The sequence below is a fragment of the Bacillus coreaensis genome (assembly GCF_050586445.1).
Classification (GTDB): domain Bacteria; phylum Bacillota; class Bacilli; order Bacillales; family Cytobacillaceae; genus Robertmurraya_A; species Robertmurraya_A coreaensis.
In genome coordinates, this window is sequence record NZ_JBOCCY010000002.1 from 261,401 (window position 1) to 278,738 (window position 17,338).

A 17,338-nucleotide genomic window follows, 5' to 3' on the forward strand; every position below is an offset into this window, starting at 1 on the left:
AATATGAAGACCGCGCTTTTTTAAATTTTAAAATTCAGCTTAATTATTCCGGCTTCTTTTGCCGAATTAAATGCAATTAATAGTAAAGGGCCAATAATAAACCCTAGTATTCCGAACAACTTTAGACCTAGGTACATGGCTATTAAAGTAGATAATGGTGAAAGGCCGATATGTGTTCCCATCACTTTTGGTTCGACTGTTCGGCGAATAATTAACAAAATAACTGCTAAAATAGCAAGTTTTGTACCTAATACTACATCACCGGTAATGAAATGAAATAAAGCCCAGGGTGCCATAATTACTATAGAACCGATGATAGGGATAAAATCAATAATCCAAATGATGGTGGCCATTAATAAAGCTACTTTTGGAGTGATAATGAATAAACCGATTAATGTAACTAAGAAAATGATTACAGAAACAAGAAATTGAGCTTTTACAAAACCTATTACAACAAATGATAGACGAGAGGTCATAAAATGAACTTTATCAGCTGTTTTCTCAGTTAAATGACTGTATAAAGAAGTTTTTAACCTTGGTAAATCTAATAAGAAAAGAAATAGTGCGATCAGATAGACTAAAAAACTGACAAGATAGCTAGGGATATTTGTAAGTAATGACCGGACATTATCGATGTTTACATAAGCTACTAAATCATTTTTCGTTTGGTTAAGAAAAGTTTGTACTTGGCTGCTAATTCCATCTACTATTTCTTTCGGTAATTCTTTTGCTGCTGAGGTTAATTTCTCTTCTGTATCTAACCAAGCTCGATTTATTTCATTTATTAGCTGTGGAGCGTATTCAACTACTTGAATGGCTTCTGTTATTACCTTTGTAACAATGAAGTAGCCGGTAACGCCCACAAAGAGCAAAAAGCCCATAAATACAACTAAGACAGATACTTTCTGATTAAGTTTGGTATGATTTTGTAGCATTCGTACGAGCGGTTCAAGAAATAAAGCAGTTATAAATGCAGTAATTAAAGGTATAGAAACAGGTAGGATAAGATATAACAAAAGGGCTGCAATACAGACTCCTAGAATAATGAAAAAATAACGTTTCTTAAAAAAGCTTAGTAACAAAAGATGTTCTCCTTCCATAAATAAAAAATATTTGTTCATTTCGGAACACTTAAATTATAGTATGCATTTAATAAAATAACCAATGAAAATAATAAAAATATGAAGTTATAAATTTTTGAGGTGTTTATTAGACGAGCCTAAAGGAGGGATTATGTTGATAAGTATATGTATGTTTGAGCAAAACGAAAGCAATCGAGCCGTTCACAACATTATTTCAGCAATAGTCGAGTCTAATATTAATGAAAGCAATGACTATGTCCTACTCAATAAAAGAGGAAATATCATTGATCGCATTCAAGGGCCATTCCATCCGACAAAAAATCAAACGTACGAAGTGATACTGAAAGAAAGCATGGTTGGTATCATTTTAAGATTAAGTGCCATTAATTATAGAGGAATTATTGGAAAAATAGAAAATTTACAAGCTGCAATTCAAGAAGAAGTGTACTTGTTGACTGGGTATAATGTAAGTTATATTGATGTGAAACTTAGATAAAAAAAAGACGCAAAAAAGCGTCTTTTTATTTAGCGAATTTATCCACTTCAACTTTAACTTCATTTAGAAGTTTTTCGCATTGACTGACTAGTCCTTTTGGAAAGGTTTCCCCTTCACCGTATTCTACACCGTGTGGATAATAATGCTTCCCTAATAGTGGTGTCATTAATTGAACGGTTGCTTTGTGTGCGCCAACATCACCTTCTACAGCATATCCGAATACACGAAGGTAGAAAGTTCCTTCTTTTAGGATAAACTTACGGTCGTATGTTACTCTTTCATAGTCCCATTGTCCTTCACGAACTAATCCATGATCAAGCATAACTTCGTCCAAACGATTTAAATCCGCTTTAACGCTCTCAAGATCAACATTTTCAAACTTCATTATTTTCCCTCCTACAAAACACGATACCCGTCTACTTGAAACTGAACTTTTCACTATGTAATGATAACTTCTTCATGTTTAATAATAGTAGAAATTATAGGAAGTTGCAATGAGAACGTTCACAAAAGTCAGATATGTTTCCCTTGTGTACAATACGGGAATAGTTGACCATACAAAAGGGAACGATAAAACTGACAGATATTTTTTAGGAGGGCACAGGATGAAGACCATAAAAGAATTAATGACTAAGGAAGTTGAATGCTGTACGCTTCTGGATAATGTGTACGAGGTTGCACTTAAAATGAAAGAATTAAACGTAGGTGCAATTCCAATTGTTGATGATGATAAGTTAATCGGAATGATTACAGATCGTGATATTGTCGTTAGAGGAGTGGCAGAAAAACATCCTGGTTCGACAAAAGTAGAAGATATCATGAGTAAGCAGATCATAACTGTATCACCTGAAACAACTGCTAGAGACGCGGCCGAATTAATGGCCAAGCATCAAATTCGCCGTCTTCCTGTGACAGAAGGAAAAAAACTAGTAGGAATAGTAGCTCTAGGGGATTTGGCTGTTGAGAAGATTACCGACTATCAAGCCGGTCATGCCTTATCTGACATTTCCGAACATACTTCTTCTGACATGCATTAATGAAGGCACCTTTTGGTGTCTTTATTTTATTTATGTACAGAGCTTGGTAGGTTATAATAGGATAAATAACTACCATATTAAGCTATTTAATTTTCTATGAAATACTATACTATTTATGTCATGCTTGCATACAATGATAGAAAGAATGATAGAGAGGAGGATGGCCTCTGAGAAGTTTAGGAAGAATATTGATATTGATTACTGCAATATTAGGAATTGTATTTTATTTTAATATTCAAGATGGTAACGAGGAGATACTCTTAGAAGACGGGACGCAAAAGAGAGGAAGTAACCAGGACTTATCAAATAATACGAGCGATGAAGGAACAAACTCGGACAGACCAACAGAGGGAGTGTCAACTTATATCGGAATGTCTATAGAAAGCTTGGAGGAAAGCTTAGGTCAACCTAACAGAGTAGATCAGACTTATTATGGGTTTGATTGGTGGATCTATAATGCTGACCCTGCCAATTATTCTCAGATTGGTGTGAAAGATGGGAAGGTAGTAACTGTTTATGCCATCGGTTCGGAAGTGAATATAAGTCCCTTCAAAATAGGACAACATGTAGATGAAATTTTTTCTTCAAGTTATGTAGAAACAGAAATAGGGTTGGAATATGAAGGAAGTTCTTACCAATTTGAGCTATCAGAGTCGGATCTAAATACAAGACCATTGTTAAAAATGGGGGACATCTTCGTTCAACTGTATATTGATAAATTCACGGCAACATTATCTAGCTTTAGGGTAATGGATGCAGAAACTTTATTGAAGTTAAGACCTTATGAATTGGTTTATTTTGGTGAGTTACAAGAAATTGAACCTAGAGAGATGGCACCAGATGAAAAAGTCGAGGATGCAAATGAAAAGCAAATATTTGATATTACGAATATTATGAGAATGAGATTTGGATTGGCTACTTTACAATGGGATGGGAATACGGCAAACGTAGCTTATGGACATAGTAAGGATATGGAAGAGAGCAATACTTTTTCGCATACATCTGAAAAGTTTGGGGAACTCTCCGATCGCTTAGAGGCCGGGGAGGTATTTTATCAGGTAGCTGGTGAGAATATTGCCGCAAACTATGCTGATGCACCAGCAGTAATGGAAGGTTGGTTAAATAGTAAAGGTCACCGGGAAAGCTTATTAAACGAAGACTTTACACATATCGGTGTAGGTGTATATAAAAAATATTACACGCAAAACTTTATCCAAGCATGGGAAGAATGACGAAAAGGAGCTGAGTGCTCCTTTTTATTTTTTTTGAATAATTTCATATCTACCAAAACGAAAATGGCCTTCCTTCCAATTACCGTACACACGCACTTCATCACCAAGCTGAAAATCATCATTCGTAAGGAATTTCCCTTTTACAATTGGAGTAATCTTTGAGACTGGAGTGGTTGTTTGATTATTTATAAGTGTGAGTTCGACAATATGTACATATCGATGATAATAAAACCGTTCTTTTCTTATATTTATTTGATGAATCTTTCCTGTTACAATCGCTTCTTCATATACTTGCTCTAGTGCTAACCATTGCTCCGTATGAGATTGTAACTCTCGCTTTGAAATAATATAAAAGTAAATAATAATGATAGGTATTACAATGGCAGTTACCAAAATCGGTTCACCCTAAATTCTTTTTTCAATCACAAGAAAACTACCTGTCCCAATGGCAATCTTAACACCATCTGAACGATGAATTTCTGCGGACAATACGAGTGTTTTTGAGCCTTTATGTTCCATTTTCGCTCTACAGACCATATGTTCTCCGATTCCAGCGGAAATATAATTTATATTCAGCTGGGTAGTGACGGCACCATAGCCATCAGGAACAAGTGAATTTGCTAATACACCCATTGCCGTATCAAGCAAAGTCGCAGTAATTCCTCCATGAACAATATGCAAAGTATTATATAAAAGAGGAGAAATGGGTATGGTTATTTCACAGTCAATATCCGTTATTTTACGTTCCATTTGCAAAAGACTAGAGATAAACGTTGTATTATTTCCTGATTTCCAAAGTTGAAAACCTTTAAGAAGCTGTTCGAGCAGTTCTAAGTCATGCTCGGTCGCATGAAGAGCAATGTCTTGGATTTGTTTTTGAATATTCTCCATTATATCCCTCCCTTTACCTTTCCTATCCGTTCCATTTTATCATGAAATCTAAGGTGCACATATTTTTCTTTTTATCATATCGTATTATAGGCATTCGTTTATATTGAGGTGAAATATAATGGCCAAAAAGCAACTGCATCCTTCTATCGAAAAGTTCAAGGAGTATGTTCGATCCCACCCTGAACTCATTAAACAGGTTAGAAGCGGGACAAATACGTGGCAAGAGTTATATGAGGAATGGTATCTATTCGGTGAGGATGATTCTAAAGGAAATAAGAACGTTGATGAACGTAAAAAATCAACGCAAGCTTCAAAGGAAGAATCGTCTCCTAAGGAAGAATCATCGAAAAAGGATTGGATGTCAACCGTACTAGGTGCTGTGAAGAATATGGATCCAAACCAGCTTCAACATCATATCGTGAGTATTAGTTCTGCCTTAGGTGCGATTCAAGGTGTAATTTCCTCTCTACACGGAGGGAGTAGCGTCCAGAATCCGCCTAAAAAAAATGTAAGCCCACCATCACATCCGTTTCAATTTAGGCAAGACTAGAAGGGGGCTATTGGATGCGAGAAGAAATAAATGAATATTTACGTATGCAACCACAATTAAAACAGTTCTTAAGGGAACAGCCAATTTGGTATAGAAAGCTCGGAAGAAATCCACATGATATACAAAGCTTTGAAATATCGGCATTACACCACTTTAAAAAGACCATTCCGCATCGTGTGGAGCAATTCAATCATAGTATACAAATGGCGAATATGATGATGAGTATGTTTCAAGCTATGAATAGCAACCAATAAGAAGCCTTCACTTTACGAAAGTTTGAAGGCTTTTTGGTTGCACTTTGACTAAGTTTGCTGATAATTGCACAAAATATGTAAAATTGTGTGATTGGGGGCAGCTGAGTTGGTAAGGAAAATGGTCTTTGTTTTTCTGATTGTACTTCTGTTAAATGCATGTCATAAAGATATCCCAGATCCTGAAGTAAAAAGAGAAATATCCATTGTACCTATGCACACTGTAAGAGCAGAAAATGATGTGGTCGTGTTAGGAATGAAATCAGAACATTCATTTTCAGTTCAGCACCATGTTAAGGAAAATAATGTTTATGTTGAGTGCTTTATTCCAGATATTTCGTTTACGAATCGTAATACGAGCTTAATTGTCTCAGTGGATGGGAAACAAAAAAAAGTAGTAACAACAGCTGCTTTTATTATTAAAGGGCTCTCAAAAGGCTCCCATCAAATTCAATTACAAGTAGTTGAAAAAAATCAAAAAAGAGAAGATATGAAAAAAGATTTTGATGTTCTGATTCGGTAGAAGTAAAAAGTTCATTTCTGTGCTTATTCATGGTAAAATATGAATCGGAGGTGAGCGGATTGCTTGCTACATCAGAATGTATAGAAATTTTAGAGTATGCGGATGAATTAGCTAAAATGGTGCTCGAGTCAACAGTGGTTGAGGCTTATTATATATGCTTGAATAATGTACAAAAAGATAAAGAAACACAAAAAAAAGTTAAAGCGTTTATACAAATGAAAGATCGTTATGAAGAAGTTGAACGCTTTGGAAGATATCATCCTGACTATAAAACGGTCATGATGGAAATCCGTAATTTGAAAAGAGAAGTTGATCTCGACCTCAATATAGCTGAATTCAAAAAAGCGGAGAATGATCTCCAAGCACTTCTTGATGAAATAAGTGTACTCATTGGCCGGTCAGTATCTGACTTTATCAAGGTTCCAACCGGAAATCCATTCTTTGAATCGAGTTGTGGTGGAGGCTGTAGCACAGGCGGAAGCTGTGGATGCTCATAAACTAACTGTAAGCATAGGAGAATTCCTATGCTTTTTTTATATAAATGTATGTGTTAGAATAAAAAGACAATTGTGTAATTAAAAAGGAGTAAAGCGATGCTAGGTCAACGTCAAGGAATTATTGTATGGCTATTTTCTCTTAAGCAAGCGAAAATGCTTCGCAAATTTGGGAATGTTCATTATGTATCAAAAAGATTGAAGTACGTGGTCTTATATTGCAACCAAGATGAAACCGAAACGATCATGGGAAAAATAAAAAGCTACTCCTTTGTCAAAAAAGTCGAGCCATCCTTTAAACCTTTCTTAAAGGTTGAATACGAAAATTCGAGACCAGATAAAGCAAAGGAATACGACTATAAAATGGGGATTTAAAAGATCAGGAGGGATACCCCTTCCTGATCTTTTATTGTAATGGAGCGATATAATGATTTAAACGTAAGATACCGATTACGTATTGATAGAATAATTCCTTTTCCGAAAATGCAGTAGAAGGTTTTACATCAAATTGGATGATTTCTTTTCCGTATTCAAAAGCTAATTTTTCGAATAATTCAAAACGCTTGTTTCTTGTCACATGTGGATTTGGAATTCCTTCACGACATACATATAGTGGTTGGAAGTTTCCAGGGTCCGTGGGTTTTAAAACAACGATTAATGAAGTTACAGATCTTTTATTTATTTCTGTATGTAACGCCATGAAATGCATGAGTCGATGTTTATTTACTTTGGCAATTTCTAGTAATTCATATATATCTGAATAGCCCTCTCCTAATTCAATAAACCTTTGGATCAATAAAATGACCTCCTTTTTAGTTACATTGGACTTGCAGAATGGTGTCGAATTAAGTCAAGTTTCGTAATATATTCAAAAAATCTGTGTGACGTTATTTCTTCTATCTGCTATTGTAATGGTAAGAGATTTTAGAGATTTTAACAAGGGGAATAGATATGTGGAAGATACCATTCACATTTTTTATCATATTATCAGCTGTCATCAGTGGCTTGTTATTTTGGCAATGGGATGCCTATTCTAAGGAAATGGAACAGCCTGCTGACACGGAGCTTGCTAATCAAAAGATTTCTATAAAAACAGAAACTGACATGTTAATTATCACACAAAAGCTAAGTGGTCTTACTGGAAAAAAGGAAATCCCTTTTGCTCTTCCTAGTGAAGTAATTAACTGGAAATGTCTTCTTGAGGATGGAAGTGAATGTGAAAAACAGCAAGAAAGTGTAACCTCAATAAAACCCGATAATAAAGGAAATATTCAAATACAATTCACACTACCGATAAAATCTAACGAAAAAGCTTTCCTTTTCAATCAATGGTTAGCTTCATTTTCAAATGTTCAAGTGACAGATACAAAGGTCGAGCTTATTGATTCGACAAAGAGAAATGGAACATGGGTAATGGGTATTCCCTTAATAGGAAACAAAAAGCTTGATCTTATTGATTACTATGTTTTTGAGGGCCAATTGGCTAACCCCTCCCTTTATTGGCAGGCAGGTTCTTTATTGCAAGAAAAAGTCGACACGAAGCTTATGATTTACTCAGAGCAGGATGGTAATCTGGATCAAACATATACCTCCCTACAGCAGATCTCAAACAGACCCCACATAACAGTGGTAATAACGAACCAGCTACAAGAGGGCAATGGCAATGGAATGATTATTTCTCGTCCAGACATAAAACCAGAAATGCTAGAAAAGAAACTACTTTACTCATTACTAAAATTAAAGTTTGACAATCTTCCAATAGAACAAAGCTGGTTAGTTGATCTTCATGTGTCAATGTTATTAAACAGTGAAAGTCAAATTTCTAAGAGTAATCAAATAATGCAAGAATTAAAATTGAAGCTAACTGAAGCGGAGCTAGAGAGCTATCTCCAAGTATTTTTGTCAGAAGAAATTTTTTATACTCCTCAAAAGTTAGATGAAATACTGGCAAGTGTTACGGGGAAACCAACTACCTTCTTTGATGATAATAAAAAAGAAGATATGAATTTGATACCGTTGTATTTCTTAGAAAAGAGAAGTATATCTGTAAAGGGCAAAATTCAGAAAGATCTTCACATTATTTATATGGGTGATCAAAAGCTTTTCCCATTTGTTGAAACATTATCATCGCTAGGTTTTCAGGTAAAGGTTCTTTCTGATAATGAGACCTTACTGCTTACAAAGGGACTAAATAGTTATCGCTTTTACGTTAACCAAAATATATTTATTTATAATGAAGAAGACTATGGACTGTTAGAAAATCCACTGACAAAAATTAATCAAACCATTTATATTAATTATCAATGGTTAACCTCATTGTTTAACATACAAATTGAAGAGGATGAAAATACGGTCTATCTGAAAGAATCAACAGAATAAAAAAAGAAAACCCTGCAGAAAATTTTCTGCAGGGTCCTTCTATATCCTACTGGATAGAAGGCAAAGGGAGAGGAGAAACCGGAGGAAGAACTTATGGGGAAACGTAAGTCTTCTCCGCGGTTGGCAACAACATCTCGAATAGATGTTGTTATTTACATTATTTCCACTCCTTGGATGGATATACACGGAAAATTGATATTTTCTTTATAAGTTACAACTATTGGCTTCAAAAGGACATTATGATAGGATAAGAAGGAAATTTACATGAAAATGAATTGATAGTGGTGAGTGAGACAATGAGGGTTGTATCAGGTGAATATAAAGGGAAATCATTGAAAGCGGTTCCTGGGAACTCGACAAGACCTACTACAGATAAAGTGAAAGAATCGATTTTTAATATCATTGGACCTTATTTCAGTGGTGGAATAGGACTGGATTTGTTTGCTGGTAGTGGTGGGCTTGGTATTGAAGCGCTAAGTCGCGGAGTAGAAAAAGTAATCTTTGTCGATCGTGATGGAAAGGCAATTGCTACAATTAAGGAGAACCTACAAACATGTGGGGTGTTAGATCAATCAGAGGTATATAGAAACGATGCGGATCGAGCTTTAAAGGCCATAATAAAAAGGGAGATCATGTTTGACTTTATTTTTCTTGATCCTCCATATAAAAAACAACAACTTGAGCACTTGCTAGAAACCATACAAACTGAAAACCTCCTAACGAATAATGGAATTGTTGTTTGTGAGCACTCAAAGGATGTTTTCCTTCCTGTTGAGATAGGACGTTTGAAGCAAGTGAAATTCGAGAATTATGGGATTATTTCCATTTCAATTTATACTCTTAAATCGGAAGAAGAATAGGGAGTGACATCTTATGGCAAGTATTGCTGTTTGTCCAGGAAGTTTTGACCCGATTACATATGGCCATCTAGATATTATTACAAGAGGGGCAAAAGTATTTGACGAGGTTTTTGTTGTAGTATTAAGTAATTCATCTAAAAAACCTCTATTTTCAGTTGAAGAACGTACGGAAATGATCCGAGAAGTAACAAAGCACTTACCGAATGTTAAGGTGGACTCGTTTCAGGGGTTGCTCGTGGACTATGCTAGTTCAGTTGGAGCAAGTGCCATTATTCGTGGATTACGAGCTGTTTCAGACTTTGAGTATGAAATGCAAATCACTAGTATGAATAGAGTTTTAAATGACCAAATTGAGACATTCTTTATCATGACGAATAGTCAGTATTCTTTCTTAAGCTCAAGTATTGTAAAAGAAGTGGCAAAATACAAAGGTAAAATTTCTGAATTGGTTCCACCTCTAGTAGAAAAAGCACTAATGGAGAAGAACACGGTCAAATGAATACATAAGAAAACGAGCACCTAGAAGTGCTCGTTTTCATTTTACATTTAACCTTCTTGTATAAACAAAAATATAGATTACTAGAGAAACAATGGTCACGAGTGGACCGATTTGTGCTAGGTAAGAATACGTGTTTAAAAAAGCCCATGATCCTGTTTCTAGGACAGACACGGGGATAGCGTTCGAGGGTTGGTCACTTTTTGCTAATCCTTCGTATACCGTTCCCCAAAGCAAAAAGGCATATATAGCAGCGAAAAAACCGTGCATAATACGAGCAATAAAAAAAGGCTTAAAAGCAATATCGGTTTGAGAGGTAATACTTGCTACTTGTGCCTGTACACTAAATCCGCTAAAGGCAAGAATAAAGCTAGTAATGATTGCTTGTTGCATAAGAGTTGCTTCCTGAACCTGACTCGTTAGCTGACTTCCCAAGGTAATCTCAAACAATCCAGAAATATAGGGAATGCTTAATACATCGGGTAAATGTAAGCTAACTAGGAGAAACTCAACAAACTGACCTAAGAAGGCTGTGATGTGCAAATGGAACAGAAGCTTGTTTATCACCGAAAATAAAATGATAAACCCGCCAATCATAAGTAATGTCTGCACGGATGACATGACGGCATCTCCTAGCAGTCGTCCTAAAGGTCTTTGTTCTTTCAATCTTGTTCGATGCAGCTCTCTTAAAGCGAGAATAATAGAGAATTTCTGCTCTTTAGTACGCTTTTTCTCCTCTGTATCATTTCCGTAAAATCTCATAATTAAGCCAACTGAAATATTGCCAAGATAGTGAGCTAGAGCCAATAGAAAACCGAGTTTGGCATTTCCGAAAAAACCTATGGAAACAGCGCCAAATATAAAGAGGGGGTTTGAGCAATTCGTAAATGAAACTAATCTTTCTGCTTCTACTTTAGTTAATTGTCCTTCCTGCCTTAATCTTGCGGTGAGTTTAGCTCCTGAAGGGTATCCCGATGCCATCCCCATTGCCCAAACAAAGCCTCCAACACCAGGTACCTTAAATAGTGGACGCATAAGGGGCTCAAGTAATACTCCAATAAACTTAACAACTCCAAAACCTATAAGCATTTCTGATACGATAAAAAAAGGAAGTAAAGATGGAAAGACAATTTCCCACCACATGTCTAAGCCGCGAATAGACGCATCAACAGACTCTTGTGGGAAAGCTATTAATGAAATAGCCATTAATGTTACAGATAGTGCTAATACAACGGTTTTCAGTCTGGATCGAAACACACCTATATCCTCCCTTGAAGGTGAACTTACTGTGCAAGTATGGAAAGAAGTGATAAAATATGAGAAAAGTGGGGACCCCTACATGGAAGGTACAAATAGGATTTCTTTTATAGGTCTTGTCCTCATAAATCAATATACTCATACAAAATGAAAATAGACCATAAGATTAGAATAGGTAACGCAATCTTTTTAAAGGGGGAGGAGTACTTGTCTCGTCCGAAAATAGGATTAGCACTCGGTTCTGGTGGGGCAAGAGGCTTTGCCCATTTAGGTGTAATTAAAGTATTACAAGCCGAAAGTATCCCTATTGATTATGTTGCTGGAAGCAGCATGGGGGCACTAGTGGGCTGTTTTTATGGAGCAGGATTAGATGTAGAGAGACTATACAAACTATCAAAAGCCTTTAAAAGAAAATATTATTTAGATTATACTGTACCAAAAATGGGCTTTGTGGCTGGAAAACGAGTAAAGGAGCTTATCCGGGTATTTACTCATGGGAAAAATATTGAAGAGTTAGACATTCCGGTTGCGGTGATAGCTACTGATTTAATGACTGGAGAAAAGGTTGTTTTCAAGGAGGGATCCATAGCAGATGCAGTTCGAGCAAGCATCTCTATTCCAGGAATCTTTGTGCCAGAAAAGCATAATGGTCGCTTGCTTGTAGACGGTGGCGTTGTTGACCGTATCCCCGTTTCTGTCGTGGAAGAAATGGGTGCAGATATTATCGTTGCTGTTGATGTTAGTCCAGTAAAATCTACAGCAGAAATTACCACGATTTATGATGTGATAATGCAAAGTATAGATATTATGCAAATGGAACTTGTTTCAAATCGTGAGGTAAAATCCGATGTTATGATTCGTCCTCCTGTACAAATGTATAATTCTCGCGCGTTTACAAATATCGAGGAGATTATCGCTATCGGAGAGGAGGAGGCTCTTAAAGCTGTACCAAAGATTAAAGAGCTGTTAAGTAATTGGAAGGGGTACTAGAATAAATGAACAAAAAATGGATCGGGCGTATCTTACTATATACAATTGTCATTGCCTTACTAGTCGGCGCCTTTTATTCACTACCATATTATATAACAAAGCCCGGAATGGCAAAGGAACTTGAACCCATTATTGAAGTGCAAGGTGGGTACGAGGAAGAAGGAAGCTTTATGCTTACTACGGTTGTCATGGGGCAAGCAAATATTTATACGTATATGTTAGCAAAAATAAGTGAATACCAAGAAATTTATCCTTTATCAGCCATTCGAGCGGAAGAGGAAAGTGATGAGGAATATAAAGTAAGGCAATTGCATTCTATGTCTACCTCTAAGCTTGCCGCAATTGAGGTAGCTTATAAAAAAGCGAATAAACCGATCTCATTTGAATATAAAGGAGTTTATGTATTAAGTGTTATGGATGGAATGCCTGCCATGGGGCAATTAGAGCCTGGTGATCGAATTTTTCAAGTAGATAAACTTAACTTTAAATCATCAGAAGAATTTATCAACTATGTAAGTAAAAAACAAGCAGGCGATACAATCACTTTATATTTTGAACGTAATGAGAAGGAAGAAAATGTTACTCTTCCATTAAAAGCATTTGAAGCAGATCAAACAAAAGTAGGAGTAGGAATTGGATTAGTGGACGATAAAGAAATTATTGTGGAGCCAGAGGTCACAGTTGAGACAAGTGATATAGGGGGCCCTTCAGCTGGACTTATGTTCTCTCTTGAAATATATAACCAATTGGTAAAAGAGGATTTAACAAAAGGTTACAATATCGCAGGGACTGGAACAATCGATGCAAACGGTACGGTCGGACGTATTGGAGGTATTGAACAAAAGGTTATTGCTGCTGATAAAGCAGATGCAGATATTTTCTTTGCTCCAAATGAGGATGGTGCTGATGCCTCAAACTATATAGCAGCCGTCCAAACAGCAAAGGATATTGAAACAGATATGAAAATCGTACCTATTGATACATTTGAAGATACAATAACGTATCTAGAAGGATTAGAGAAAAAAGAAGAATAGCCACGAGCTATTCTTCTTTTTTTGAAATGAACATTGGTGATTGTGAATATTCTAAGGATAATGCACGATAACGATAGTTTTTTTCCAAACCGAGTGAATATGTTTTGGCAGCCTTAATATCAAGTTCAATCTCTTTTCCATTGTAGGAGGCAAGTCTTGAGACTATCGGCAGACTACTGTGCTTTTTCCACTTGTTTAAGTACTGCCTTCCCAAATCTGTCATACCGAGCAAGCGAAGATAGCTAGCTCGGTCGCTCATGGCCCTCATTTGCTCTTTATTTGTATATGTCAAGATATGAACGCAAAGCCGTTGCAAACGTGTCCATGTATACCTTTTTGTTTTTAGCAAGGTCATAAACTCGGAAAATGAATTTGCTTTATCAACCATTTGTAAGATTCGATTTTCTATTCCCTCTTCTACTTCGTAAATTCTAGCGAGTTCACTCTTTTCAGTTGTGAGTAAACGATATTGAAGAAGAGGCCAATAGTCTTCCCATTGAAGAAAGTGCCCAAACAGTTTCTTATAGTCCACAAGTTCTGTGTAGGTGGTGTTAGGGACATAAGAGGAAAGCTCATTCAATTTTCCGTCATTCGAAAAGATAGATTTACGAATACTTGTCGCACTTGCAATATCAGTAGAGGATAATTCTGGATCGTGATAACCCGCATTTTTTCTCGCTATAGTTAGCGGTGTTAAGCTTAAGTTTAACTCTTCGATTGCTCGAATATATTGAAAGCCAAGAATATTGTTAGGTTTTGATAGGTCCATCATCTGACTTGAAGGCTTAAGCTCTTGGAAAGCGGAAGAAGTTGCTCTTGGATAACTCATTCCCTCATCCATATTCTTTTTGATTAGATGGTCATACGTTTCTTGATGTGTATGAATAAAACGTAGGGTAGAATAAAAGTCTTCTATGTGACCAGATTCACTACCAAAGCAGACATAATCACAACCTGCAGCTGCTAAAAGGTCAATTGCTCCACGCGCAAAGATTTCCGCCTTTTGGGTTGCAAAAGCGTAAGGCAGTTCAAAGACAATATCCACACCACCTAATAATGCCATCCTAGCTCGATGCCATTTTGATAAAAGGGCAGGTTCTCCACGCTGTAAAAAAGGTCCGCTCATGACAGCGATGACCACATCAGCACCTGACAAAATTTTTGATTGTTCCACATGGTAGAAATGTCCGTTATGAAATGGGTTGTACTCAACTATTACTCCAACAGCTTTCATAAAAAACTCCTTGATTTTATTGTGAAAAATAAAGATAATAAGCAAATAATGATTTTTTACGATTAAGAACGATGTTTAATGTCTACATTATAGTGTAAAGAAAAAATATTGACAAATAATTATATGAAAGCTATAATTACCTTTGTTGCCTTGAGGTGATTCGTATGAAATGGACATTAAGTCAGTTACAAAAATATCGAAGCAAGGACTTTCCTGTCGATGAAACAGTTAATATGGAAGAGATTATAAAGATTGATCCTACCATACGTCGCGTATCACCAATTCGTGTGACGGGACGGGCTGATATAGATTCGTCAAAAGTAACCTTTCATTTAAAAATAAAGGGTTATCTCGTGTTGCCTTGTTCTCGTACGTTAGTTGACGTGAATTTTCCAATTGATGTCGAAACAACAGAAACTTTCCTCTTAAAAGGACTCGATTATGAGCTTGAAGAGGAAGTTCATCAAGTAAAAGGTGAAGTGATTGATCTTTTACCGGTCATACAAGAAATCCTTTTGCTAGAAGTACCCATGCAAGTATTTTGTGAAGACTATACTGGGACGGATGGTGCTCCTCAATCTGGTAAAGATTGGGAAGTTATTCATGAACAGGATAAGCAGGATAAGATTGATCCTCGTCTAGCGGGACTTGCGAAATTACTGGATCAAAATGATCCTTCTTCACAATGAATGTGAAGAAGACAAGAAACATTTGAGGCTCAAGGAAACTTGGACTTCATAACTTTCTTAATACTCTTTAAGGAGGTGGGAAGAATGGCTGTACCTTTTAGAAGAACATCTAAAACTGCGAAAAGAAAGCGTCGTACTCACTTTAAACTACAAGTACCTGGTATGGTAGCATGCCCAAACTGTGGTGAAATGAAACTTGCTCACCGTGTATGTAAAGCTTGTGGAACATACAAAGGAAAAGAAGTTGTAAACGACTAATTTGAATGGCGTAAGCGTCTTACTTAATAGTAAGGCGCTTTTTGCATTTTTGTTTTATTTACTCTTTTATCTGCAGGAGGGATTTCTTTGGCTTACGAGATTATAGAATTAAAAGAAGGCTTTTTACAATTTGTTATCAAACGGCATGAAAGAAGAAATGCAGTGAATTTTGAAGTGATGGACGGTCTTCAAAAAGCTATTGATGAGGTGAAGAAATCCAACCATTTAGGACTGGTTATAACAGGTGAAGGAGATAAAGCGTTTTGTTCTGGTGGGGATTTGTCTGTTTTTCATAAATTAAAGACAGAGGAAGAAGCATACGCTATGCTCTCAAGAATGGCAGATATTCTATTTGACTTGTTTATGCTTCCAAAGCCGACTATTGCTTTATTAAACGGAATAGCGATTGGTGGAGGTTGTGAAATAGCAACGGCATGTGATTTCCGATTTGCTCATTTAAGTGTTACAGCTGGATTTGTACAAGGAAATCTAGCCATTACAACTGGGTGGGGTGGGGGAACGATGCTCTTTGAGAAACTACCTTCTAGTCAAGCTCTATCAATGCTTATGAAAGCAAAGATATATGAAGCTTCAGAGTTAAAAGAAATGGGTTTTGTTGATTATATGTATAAAGGCAGTCATATAGAAGGCTTGCGAGCAGGATTAGAGACGATACCGTCCATAGAGACTGATGTACTTCGAGCTTACAAGCAAATTGTTCTTAGTAGAAGAGATCCACTTAAATTGAAGGAGCAAGTGAAAAGGGAAGTTCGACAATGTTCCATTCTATGGGAAAAAGACGCCCATCATGAGAAGGTGAACCATTTCATCAACAGAAAAAAATAGTAATTTATAAACATTTTTAACGGTTAAAAGAGAATTTGTTTCGAAACCTCTTATATTATCAGTCTATCTTTCCTAGTAGAAGCATATGAATGAATAAAAAACACTAGGAGGGATTTGACAATGCCAACAAATCGTCAAGATGCTTGGTCACAAGATGAAGATTTGCTACTTGCTGAAGTAGTTTTACGTAATATTAGGGAAGGTGGAACACAGCTGCAAGCATTTGAGGAAGTAGGAAAACAGCTTTCAAGAACTGCTGCTGCTTGCGGATTCAGATGGAACTCATACGTACGTAAGCAATACAAATCTGGAATTGAAATAGCAAAAAAACAGAGAAAAGAACTAAAGAAGAATGCTATTGCTCCAAGTGAGCTTGAGGAATTTGAAGAAAGTGCTTTAACTGAGCAACCTGCAGTCGAAGTACAGCAGACTCGCTCCTATCAAATAGAATTTAATGACCTTGTTGCTTTCTTAAAGGAACTGTACGATAAAGCAGATTCAAGTCAAAAGGAAGAGCATGATAACTATAAAAAGCACATACAAGAATTAGAAAAACAGCTTTATTATTTAGCGGCAGAAAATGAGAAGCTTGAAAAGGAATTAAAGCTTATTGAACAAGATTATAAAGCGCTTATAGATATTATGGAGAGAGCTAGAAAGATGGTCGTTTTACACGAAGAAGATCGGCAGAAAAAATAAATTATAATCAGATAAAGCGGACAAATGTCCGCTTTTCTAT

General features: G+C 36.3%; 24 protein-coding genes. 17 read left to right on the plus strand and 7 right to left on the minus strand.

What is annotated here, in order from left to right; genetic code table 11:
• Positions 1–20: 20 nt before the first annotated feature.
• Positions 21–1,082: a sporulation integral membrane protein YtvI gene (gene ytvI / locus ACQ5H4_RS04490; RefSeq protein ID WP_430773799.1), complete on the minus strand. Its 1,062-nt coding sequence runs from the start codon at positions 1,080–1,082 to the stop codon at positions 21–23.
• 154 nt (positions 1,083–1,236) lie between these two features.
• On the opposite strand from ytvI, the gene ACQ5H4_RS04495 reads away from it, so the two are divergent.
• Complete coding sequence (locus ACQ5H4_RS04495) at positions 1,237–1,578, plus strand: hypothetical protein (RefSeq protein ID WP_430773800.1); 342 nt, start codon at positions 1,237–1,239, stop codon at positions 1,576–1,578.
• A 25-nt stretch (positions 1,579–1,603) separates the two neighbouring features.
• Here ACQ5H4_RS04495 and ACQ5H4_RS04500 read toward each other — a convergent pair whose 3' ends face one another.
• Complete coding sequence (locus ACQ5H4_RS04500; protein WP_430773801.1) at positions 1,604–1,963, minus strand: YugN family protein; 360 nt, start codon at positions 1,961–1,963, stop codon at positions 1,604–1,606.
• Between the two features lie 220 nt (positions 1,964–2,183).
• Here ACQ5H4_RS04500 and ACQ5H4_RS04505 point away from each other — a divergent pair, with 220 nt between their 5' ends.
• Positions 2,184–2,615, plus strand: coding sequence for a CBS domain-containing protein (locus ACQ5H4_RS04505; RefSeq protein ID WP_430773802.1), 432 nt, complete (start codon positions 2,184–2,186; stop codon positions 2,613–2,615).
• A gap of 194 nt (positions 2,616–2,809) precedes the next feature.
• Positions 2,810–3,847 carry a CAP domain-containing protein gene (locus ACQ5H4_RS04510; RefSeq protein ID WP_430773803.1) on the plus strand — a complete coding sequence of 346 codons (1,038 nt, stop codon included), beginning with the start codon at positions 2,810–2,812 and terminating at the stop codon, positions 3,845–3,847.
• Between the two features lie 24 nt (positions 3,848–3,871).
• On the opposite strand, the gene ACQ5H4_RS04515 is transcribed toward ACQ5H4_RS04510, so the two are convergent.
• A complete protein-coding gene (locus ACQ5H4_RS04515) occupies positions 3,872–4,240 on the minus strand; it encodes a hypothetical protein (protein WP_430773804.1) in 369 nt (122 codons plus the stop codon).
• Positions 4,241–4,252: 12 nt separating this feature from the next.
• Positions 4,253–4,738, minus strand: coding sequence for a PaaI family thioesterase (locus tag ACQ5H4_RS04520; protein WP_430773805.1), 486 nt, complete (start codon positions 4,736–4,738; stop codon positions 4,253–4,255).
• Between the two features lie 118 nt (positions 4,739–4,856).
• Between ACQ5H4_RS04520 and ylbD the strand changes: the two genes are divergently transcribed.
• The 5 genes from ylbD to ACQ5H4_RS04545 all read left to right on the plus strand — a co-directional run bounded on the left by ylbD (position 4,857) and on the right by ACQ5H4_RS04545 (position 6,931).
• A complete protein-coding gene (gene ylbD, locus ACQ5H4_RS04525; RefSeq protein ID WP_430773806.1) occupies positions 4,857–5,288 on the plus strand; it encodes a spore coat protein YlbD in 432 nt (143 codons plus the stop codon).
• 14 nt (positions 5,289–5,302) lie between these two features.
• The gene (locus tag ACQ5H4_RS04530; RefSeq protein ID WP_430773807.1) at positions 5,303–5,542 is read left to right on the plus strand and encodes a YlbE-like family protein; all 240 of its coding nucleotides are present in this window, start codon (positions 5,303–5,305) and stop codon (positions 5,540–5,542) included.
• A 106-nt stretch (positions 5,543–5,648) separates the two neighbouring features.
• A complete protein-coding gene (locus ACQ5H4_RS04535; protein ID WP_430773808.1) occupies positions 5,649–6,062 on the plus strand; it encodes a hypothetical protein in 414 nt (137 codons plus the stop codon).
• 59 nt (positions 6,063–6,121) lie between these two features.
• On the plus strand, positions 6,122–6,559 hold the full coding sequence (locus tag ACQ5H4_RS04540) for a YlbF/YmcA family competence regulator (RefSeq protein ID WP_430773809.1): 438 nt from the start codon (positions 6,122–6,124) through the stop codon (positions 6,557–6,559).
• Positions 6,560–6,655: 96 nt separating this feature from the next.
• Complete coding sequence (locus ACQ5H4_RS04545) at positions 6,656–6,931, plus strand: YlbG family protein (protein WP_430773810.1); 276 nt, start codon at positions 6,656–6,658, stop codon at positions 6,929–6,931.
• A 31-nt stretch (positions 6,932–6,962) separates the two neighbouring features.
• Here ACQ5H4_RS04545 and ACQ5H4_RS04550 read toward each other — a convergent pair whose 3' ends face one another.
• Positions 6,963–7,352, minus strand: a complete 390-nt coding sequence (locus tag ACQ5H4_RS04550) for a DUF7147 family protein (RefSeq protein WP_430773811.1) — start codon at positions 7,350–7,352, stop codon at positions 6,963–6,965.
• 155 nt (positions 7,353–7,507) lie between these two features.
• Here ACQ5H4_RS04550 and ACQ5H4_RS04555 point away from each other — a divergent pair, with 155 nt between their 5' ends.
• The 3 genes from ACQ5H4_RS04555 (at position 7,508) to coaD (ending at position 10,294) form a co-directional block, all read left to right on the plus strand.
• On the plus strand, positions 7,508–8,935 hold the full coding sequence (locus ACQ5H4_RS04555) for a stalk domain-containing protein (RefSeq protein ID WP_430773812.1): 1,428 nt from the start codon (positions 7,508–7,510) through the stop codon (positions 8,933–8,935).
• 296 nt (positions 8,936–9,231) lie between these two features.
• Positions 9,232–9,795 carry a 16S rRNA (guanine(966)-N(2))-methyltransferase RsmD gene (rsmD, locus tag ACQ5H4_RS04560; protein WP_430773813.1) on the plus strand — a complete coding sequence of 188 codons (564 nt, stop codon included), beginning with the start codon at positions 9,232–9,234 and terminating at the stop codon, positions 9,793–9,795.
• A gap of 13 nt (positions 9,796–9,808) precedes the next feature.
• Positions 9,809–10,294 (plus strand): pantetheine-phosphate adenylyltransferase, encoded by a 486-nt coding sequence (gene coaD, locus ACQ5H4_RS04565; protein WP_160545694.1) that lies wholly within the window; start codon positions 9,809–9,811, stop codon positions 10,292–10,294.
• A gap of 36 nt (positions 10,295–10,330) precedes the next feature.
• Here the strand turns inward: coaD and ylbJ are convergent, their stop codons facing one another.
• Positions 10,331–11,548, minus strand: a complete 1,218-nt coding sequence (gene ylbJ / locus ACQ5H4_RS04570; protein WP_430773814.1) for a sporulation integral membrane protein YlbJ — start codon at positions 11,546–11,548, stop codon at positions 10,331–10,333.
• 207 nt (positions 11,549–11,755) lie between these two features.
• Here ylbJ and ACQ5H4_RS04575 point away from each other — a divergent pair, with 207 nt between their 5' ends.
• Both ACQ5H4_RS04575 and ACQ5H4_RS04580 read left to right on the plus strand, forming a co-directional pair.
• On the plus strand, positions 11,756–12,538 hold the full coding sequence (locus tag ACQ5H4_RS04575) for a patatin-like phospholipase family protein (protein WP_430773815.1): 783 nt from the start codon (positions 11,756–11,758) through the stop codon (positions 12,536–12,538).
• A gap of 5 nt (positions 12,539–12,543) precedes the next feature.
• Positions 12,544–13,572 carry a SepM family pheromone-processing serine protease gene (locus tag ACQ5H4_RS04580; RefSeq protein ID WP_430773816.1) on the plus strand — a complete coding sequence of 343 codons (1,029 nt, stop codon included), beginning with the start codon at positions 12,544–12,546 and terminating at the stop codon, positions 13,570–13,572.
• A 7-nt stretch (positions 13,573–13,579) separates the two neighbouring features.
• On the opposite strand, the gene ACQ5H4_RS04585 is transcribed toward ACQ5H4_RS04580, so the two are convergent.
• Positions 13,580–14,806, minus strand: coding sequence for a nucleotidyltransferase (locus ACQ5H4_RS04585; protein WP_430773817.1), 1,227 nt, complete (start codon positions 14,804–14,806; stop codon positions 13,580–13,582).
• Positions 14,807–14,970: 164 nt separating this feature from the next.
• Here ACQ5H4_RS04585 and ACQ5H4_RS04590 point away from each other — a divergent pair, with 164 nt between their 5' ends.
• From ACQ5H4_RS04590 to ACQ5H4_RS04605, 4 genes are all read left to right on the plus strand, one after another.
• Entirely contained in the window at positions 14,971–15,495 is a 525-nt protein-coding gene (locus tag ACQ5H4_RS04590) for a YceD family protein (protein WP_430773818.1), read from the plus strand.
• A gap of 84 nt (positions 15,496–15,579) precedes the next feature.
• Positions 15,580–15,753 carry a 50S ribosomal protein L32 gene (rpmF, locus tag ACQ5H4_RS04595; protein WP_023615018.1) on the plus strand — a complete coding sequence of 58 codons (174 nt, stop codon included), beginning with the start codon at positions 15,580–15,582 and terminating at the stop codon, positions 15,751–15,753.
• Between the two features lie 87 nt (positions 15,754–15,840).
• On the plus strand, positions 15,841–16,599 hold the full coding sequence (locus ACQ5H4_RS04600; RefSeq protein WP_430773819.1) for an enoyl-CoA hydratase/isomerase family protein: 759 nt from the start codon (positions 15,841–15,843) through the stop codon (positions 16,597–16,599).
• A 120-nt stretch (positions 16,600–16,719) separates the two neighbouring features.
• On the plus strand, positions 16,720–17,298 hold the full coding sequence (locus ACQ5H4_RS04605; RefSeq protein ID WP_430773820.1) for an RsfA family transcriptional regulator: 579 nt from the start codon (positions 16,720–16,722) through the stop codon (positions 17,296–17,298).
• The last annotated feature ends 40 nt before the right edge of the window (positions 17,299–17,338 follow it).

Coding starts and splice junctions, on each gene's coding strand:
- ACQ5H4_RS04605 (WP_430773820.1), top strand. CDS start 16,720: ATGCCAACAAATCGTCAAGATGCTTGGTCACAAGATGAAGATTTGCTA.
- ACQ5H4_RS04520 (WP_430773805.1), bottom strand. CDS start 4,738: ATGGAGAATATTCAAAAACAAATCCAAGACATTGCTCTTCATGCGACC.
- ylbD (WP_430773806.1), top strand. CDS start 4,857: ATGGCCAAAAAGCAACTGCATCCTTCTATCGAAAAGTTCAAGGAGTAT.
- ACQ5H4_RS04590 (WP_430773818.1), top strand. CDS start 14,971: ATGAAATGGACATTAAGTCAGTTACAAAAATATCGAAGCAAGGACTTT.
- ACQ5H4_RS04505 (WP_430773802.1), top strand. CDS start 2,184: ATGAAGACCATAAAAGAATTAATGACTAAGGAAGTTGAATGCTGTACG.
- rsmD (WP_430773813.1), top strand. CDS start 9,232: ATGAGGGTTGTATCAGGTGAATATAAAGGGAAATCATTGAAAGCGGTT.
- coaD (WP_160545694.1), top strand. CDS start 9,809: ATGGCAAGTATTGCTGTTTGTCCAGGAAGTTTTGACCCGATTACATAT.
- ACQ5H4_RS04580 (WP_430773816.1), top strand. CDS start 12,544: ATGAACAAAAAATGGATCGGGCGTATCTTACTATATACAATTGTCATT.
- ACQ5H4_RS04500 (WP_430773801.1), bottom strand. CDS start 1,963: ATGAAGTTTGAAAATGTTGATCTTGAGAGCGTTAAAGCGGATTTAAAT.
- ACQ5H4_RS04585 (WP_430773817.1), bottom strand. CDS start 14,806: ATGAAAGCTGTTGGAGTAATAGTTGAGTACAACCCATTTCATAACGGA.
- ACQ5H4_RS04530 (WP_430773807.1), top strand. CDS start 5,303: ATGCGAGAAGAAATAAATGAATATTTACGTATGCAACCACAATTAAAA.
- rpmF (WP_023615018.1), top strand. CDS start 15,580: ATGGCTGTACCTTTTAGAAGAACATCTAAAACTGCGAAAAGAAAGCGT.
- ACQ5H4_RS04555 (WP_430773812.1), top strand. CDS start 7,508: ATGTGGAAGATACCATTCACATTTTTTATCATATTATCAGCTGTCATC.
- ACQ5H4_RS04545 (WP_430773810.1), top strand. CDS start 6,656: ATGCTAGGTCAACGTCAAGGAATTATTGTATGGCTATTTTCTCTTAAG.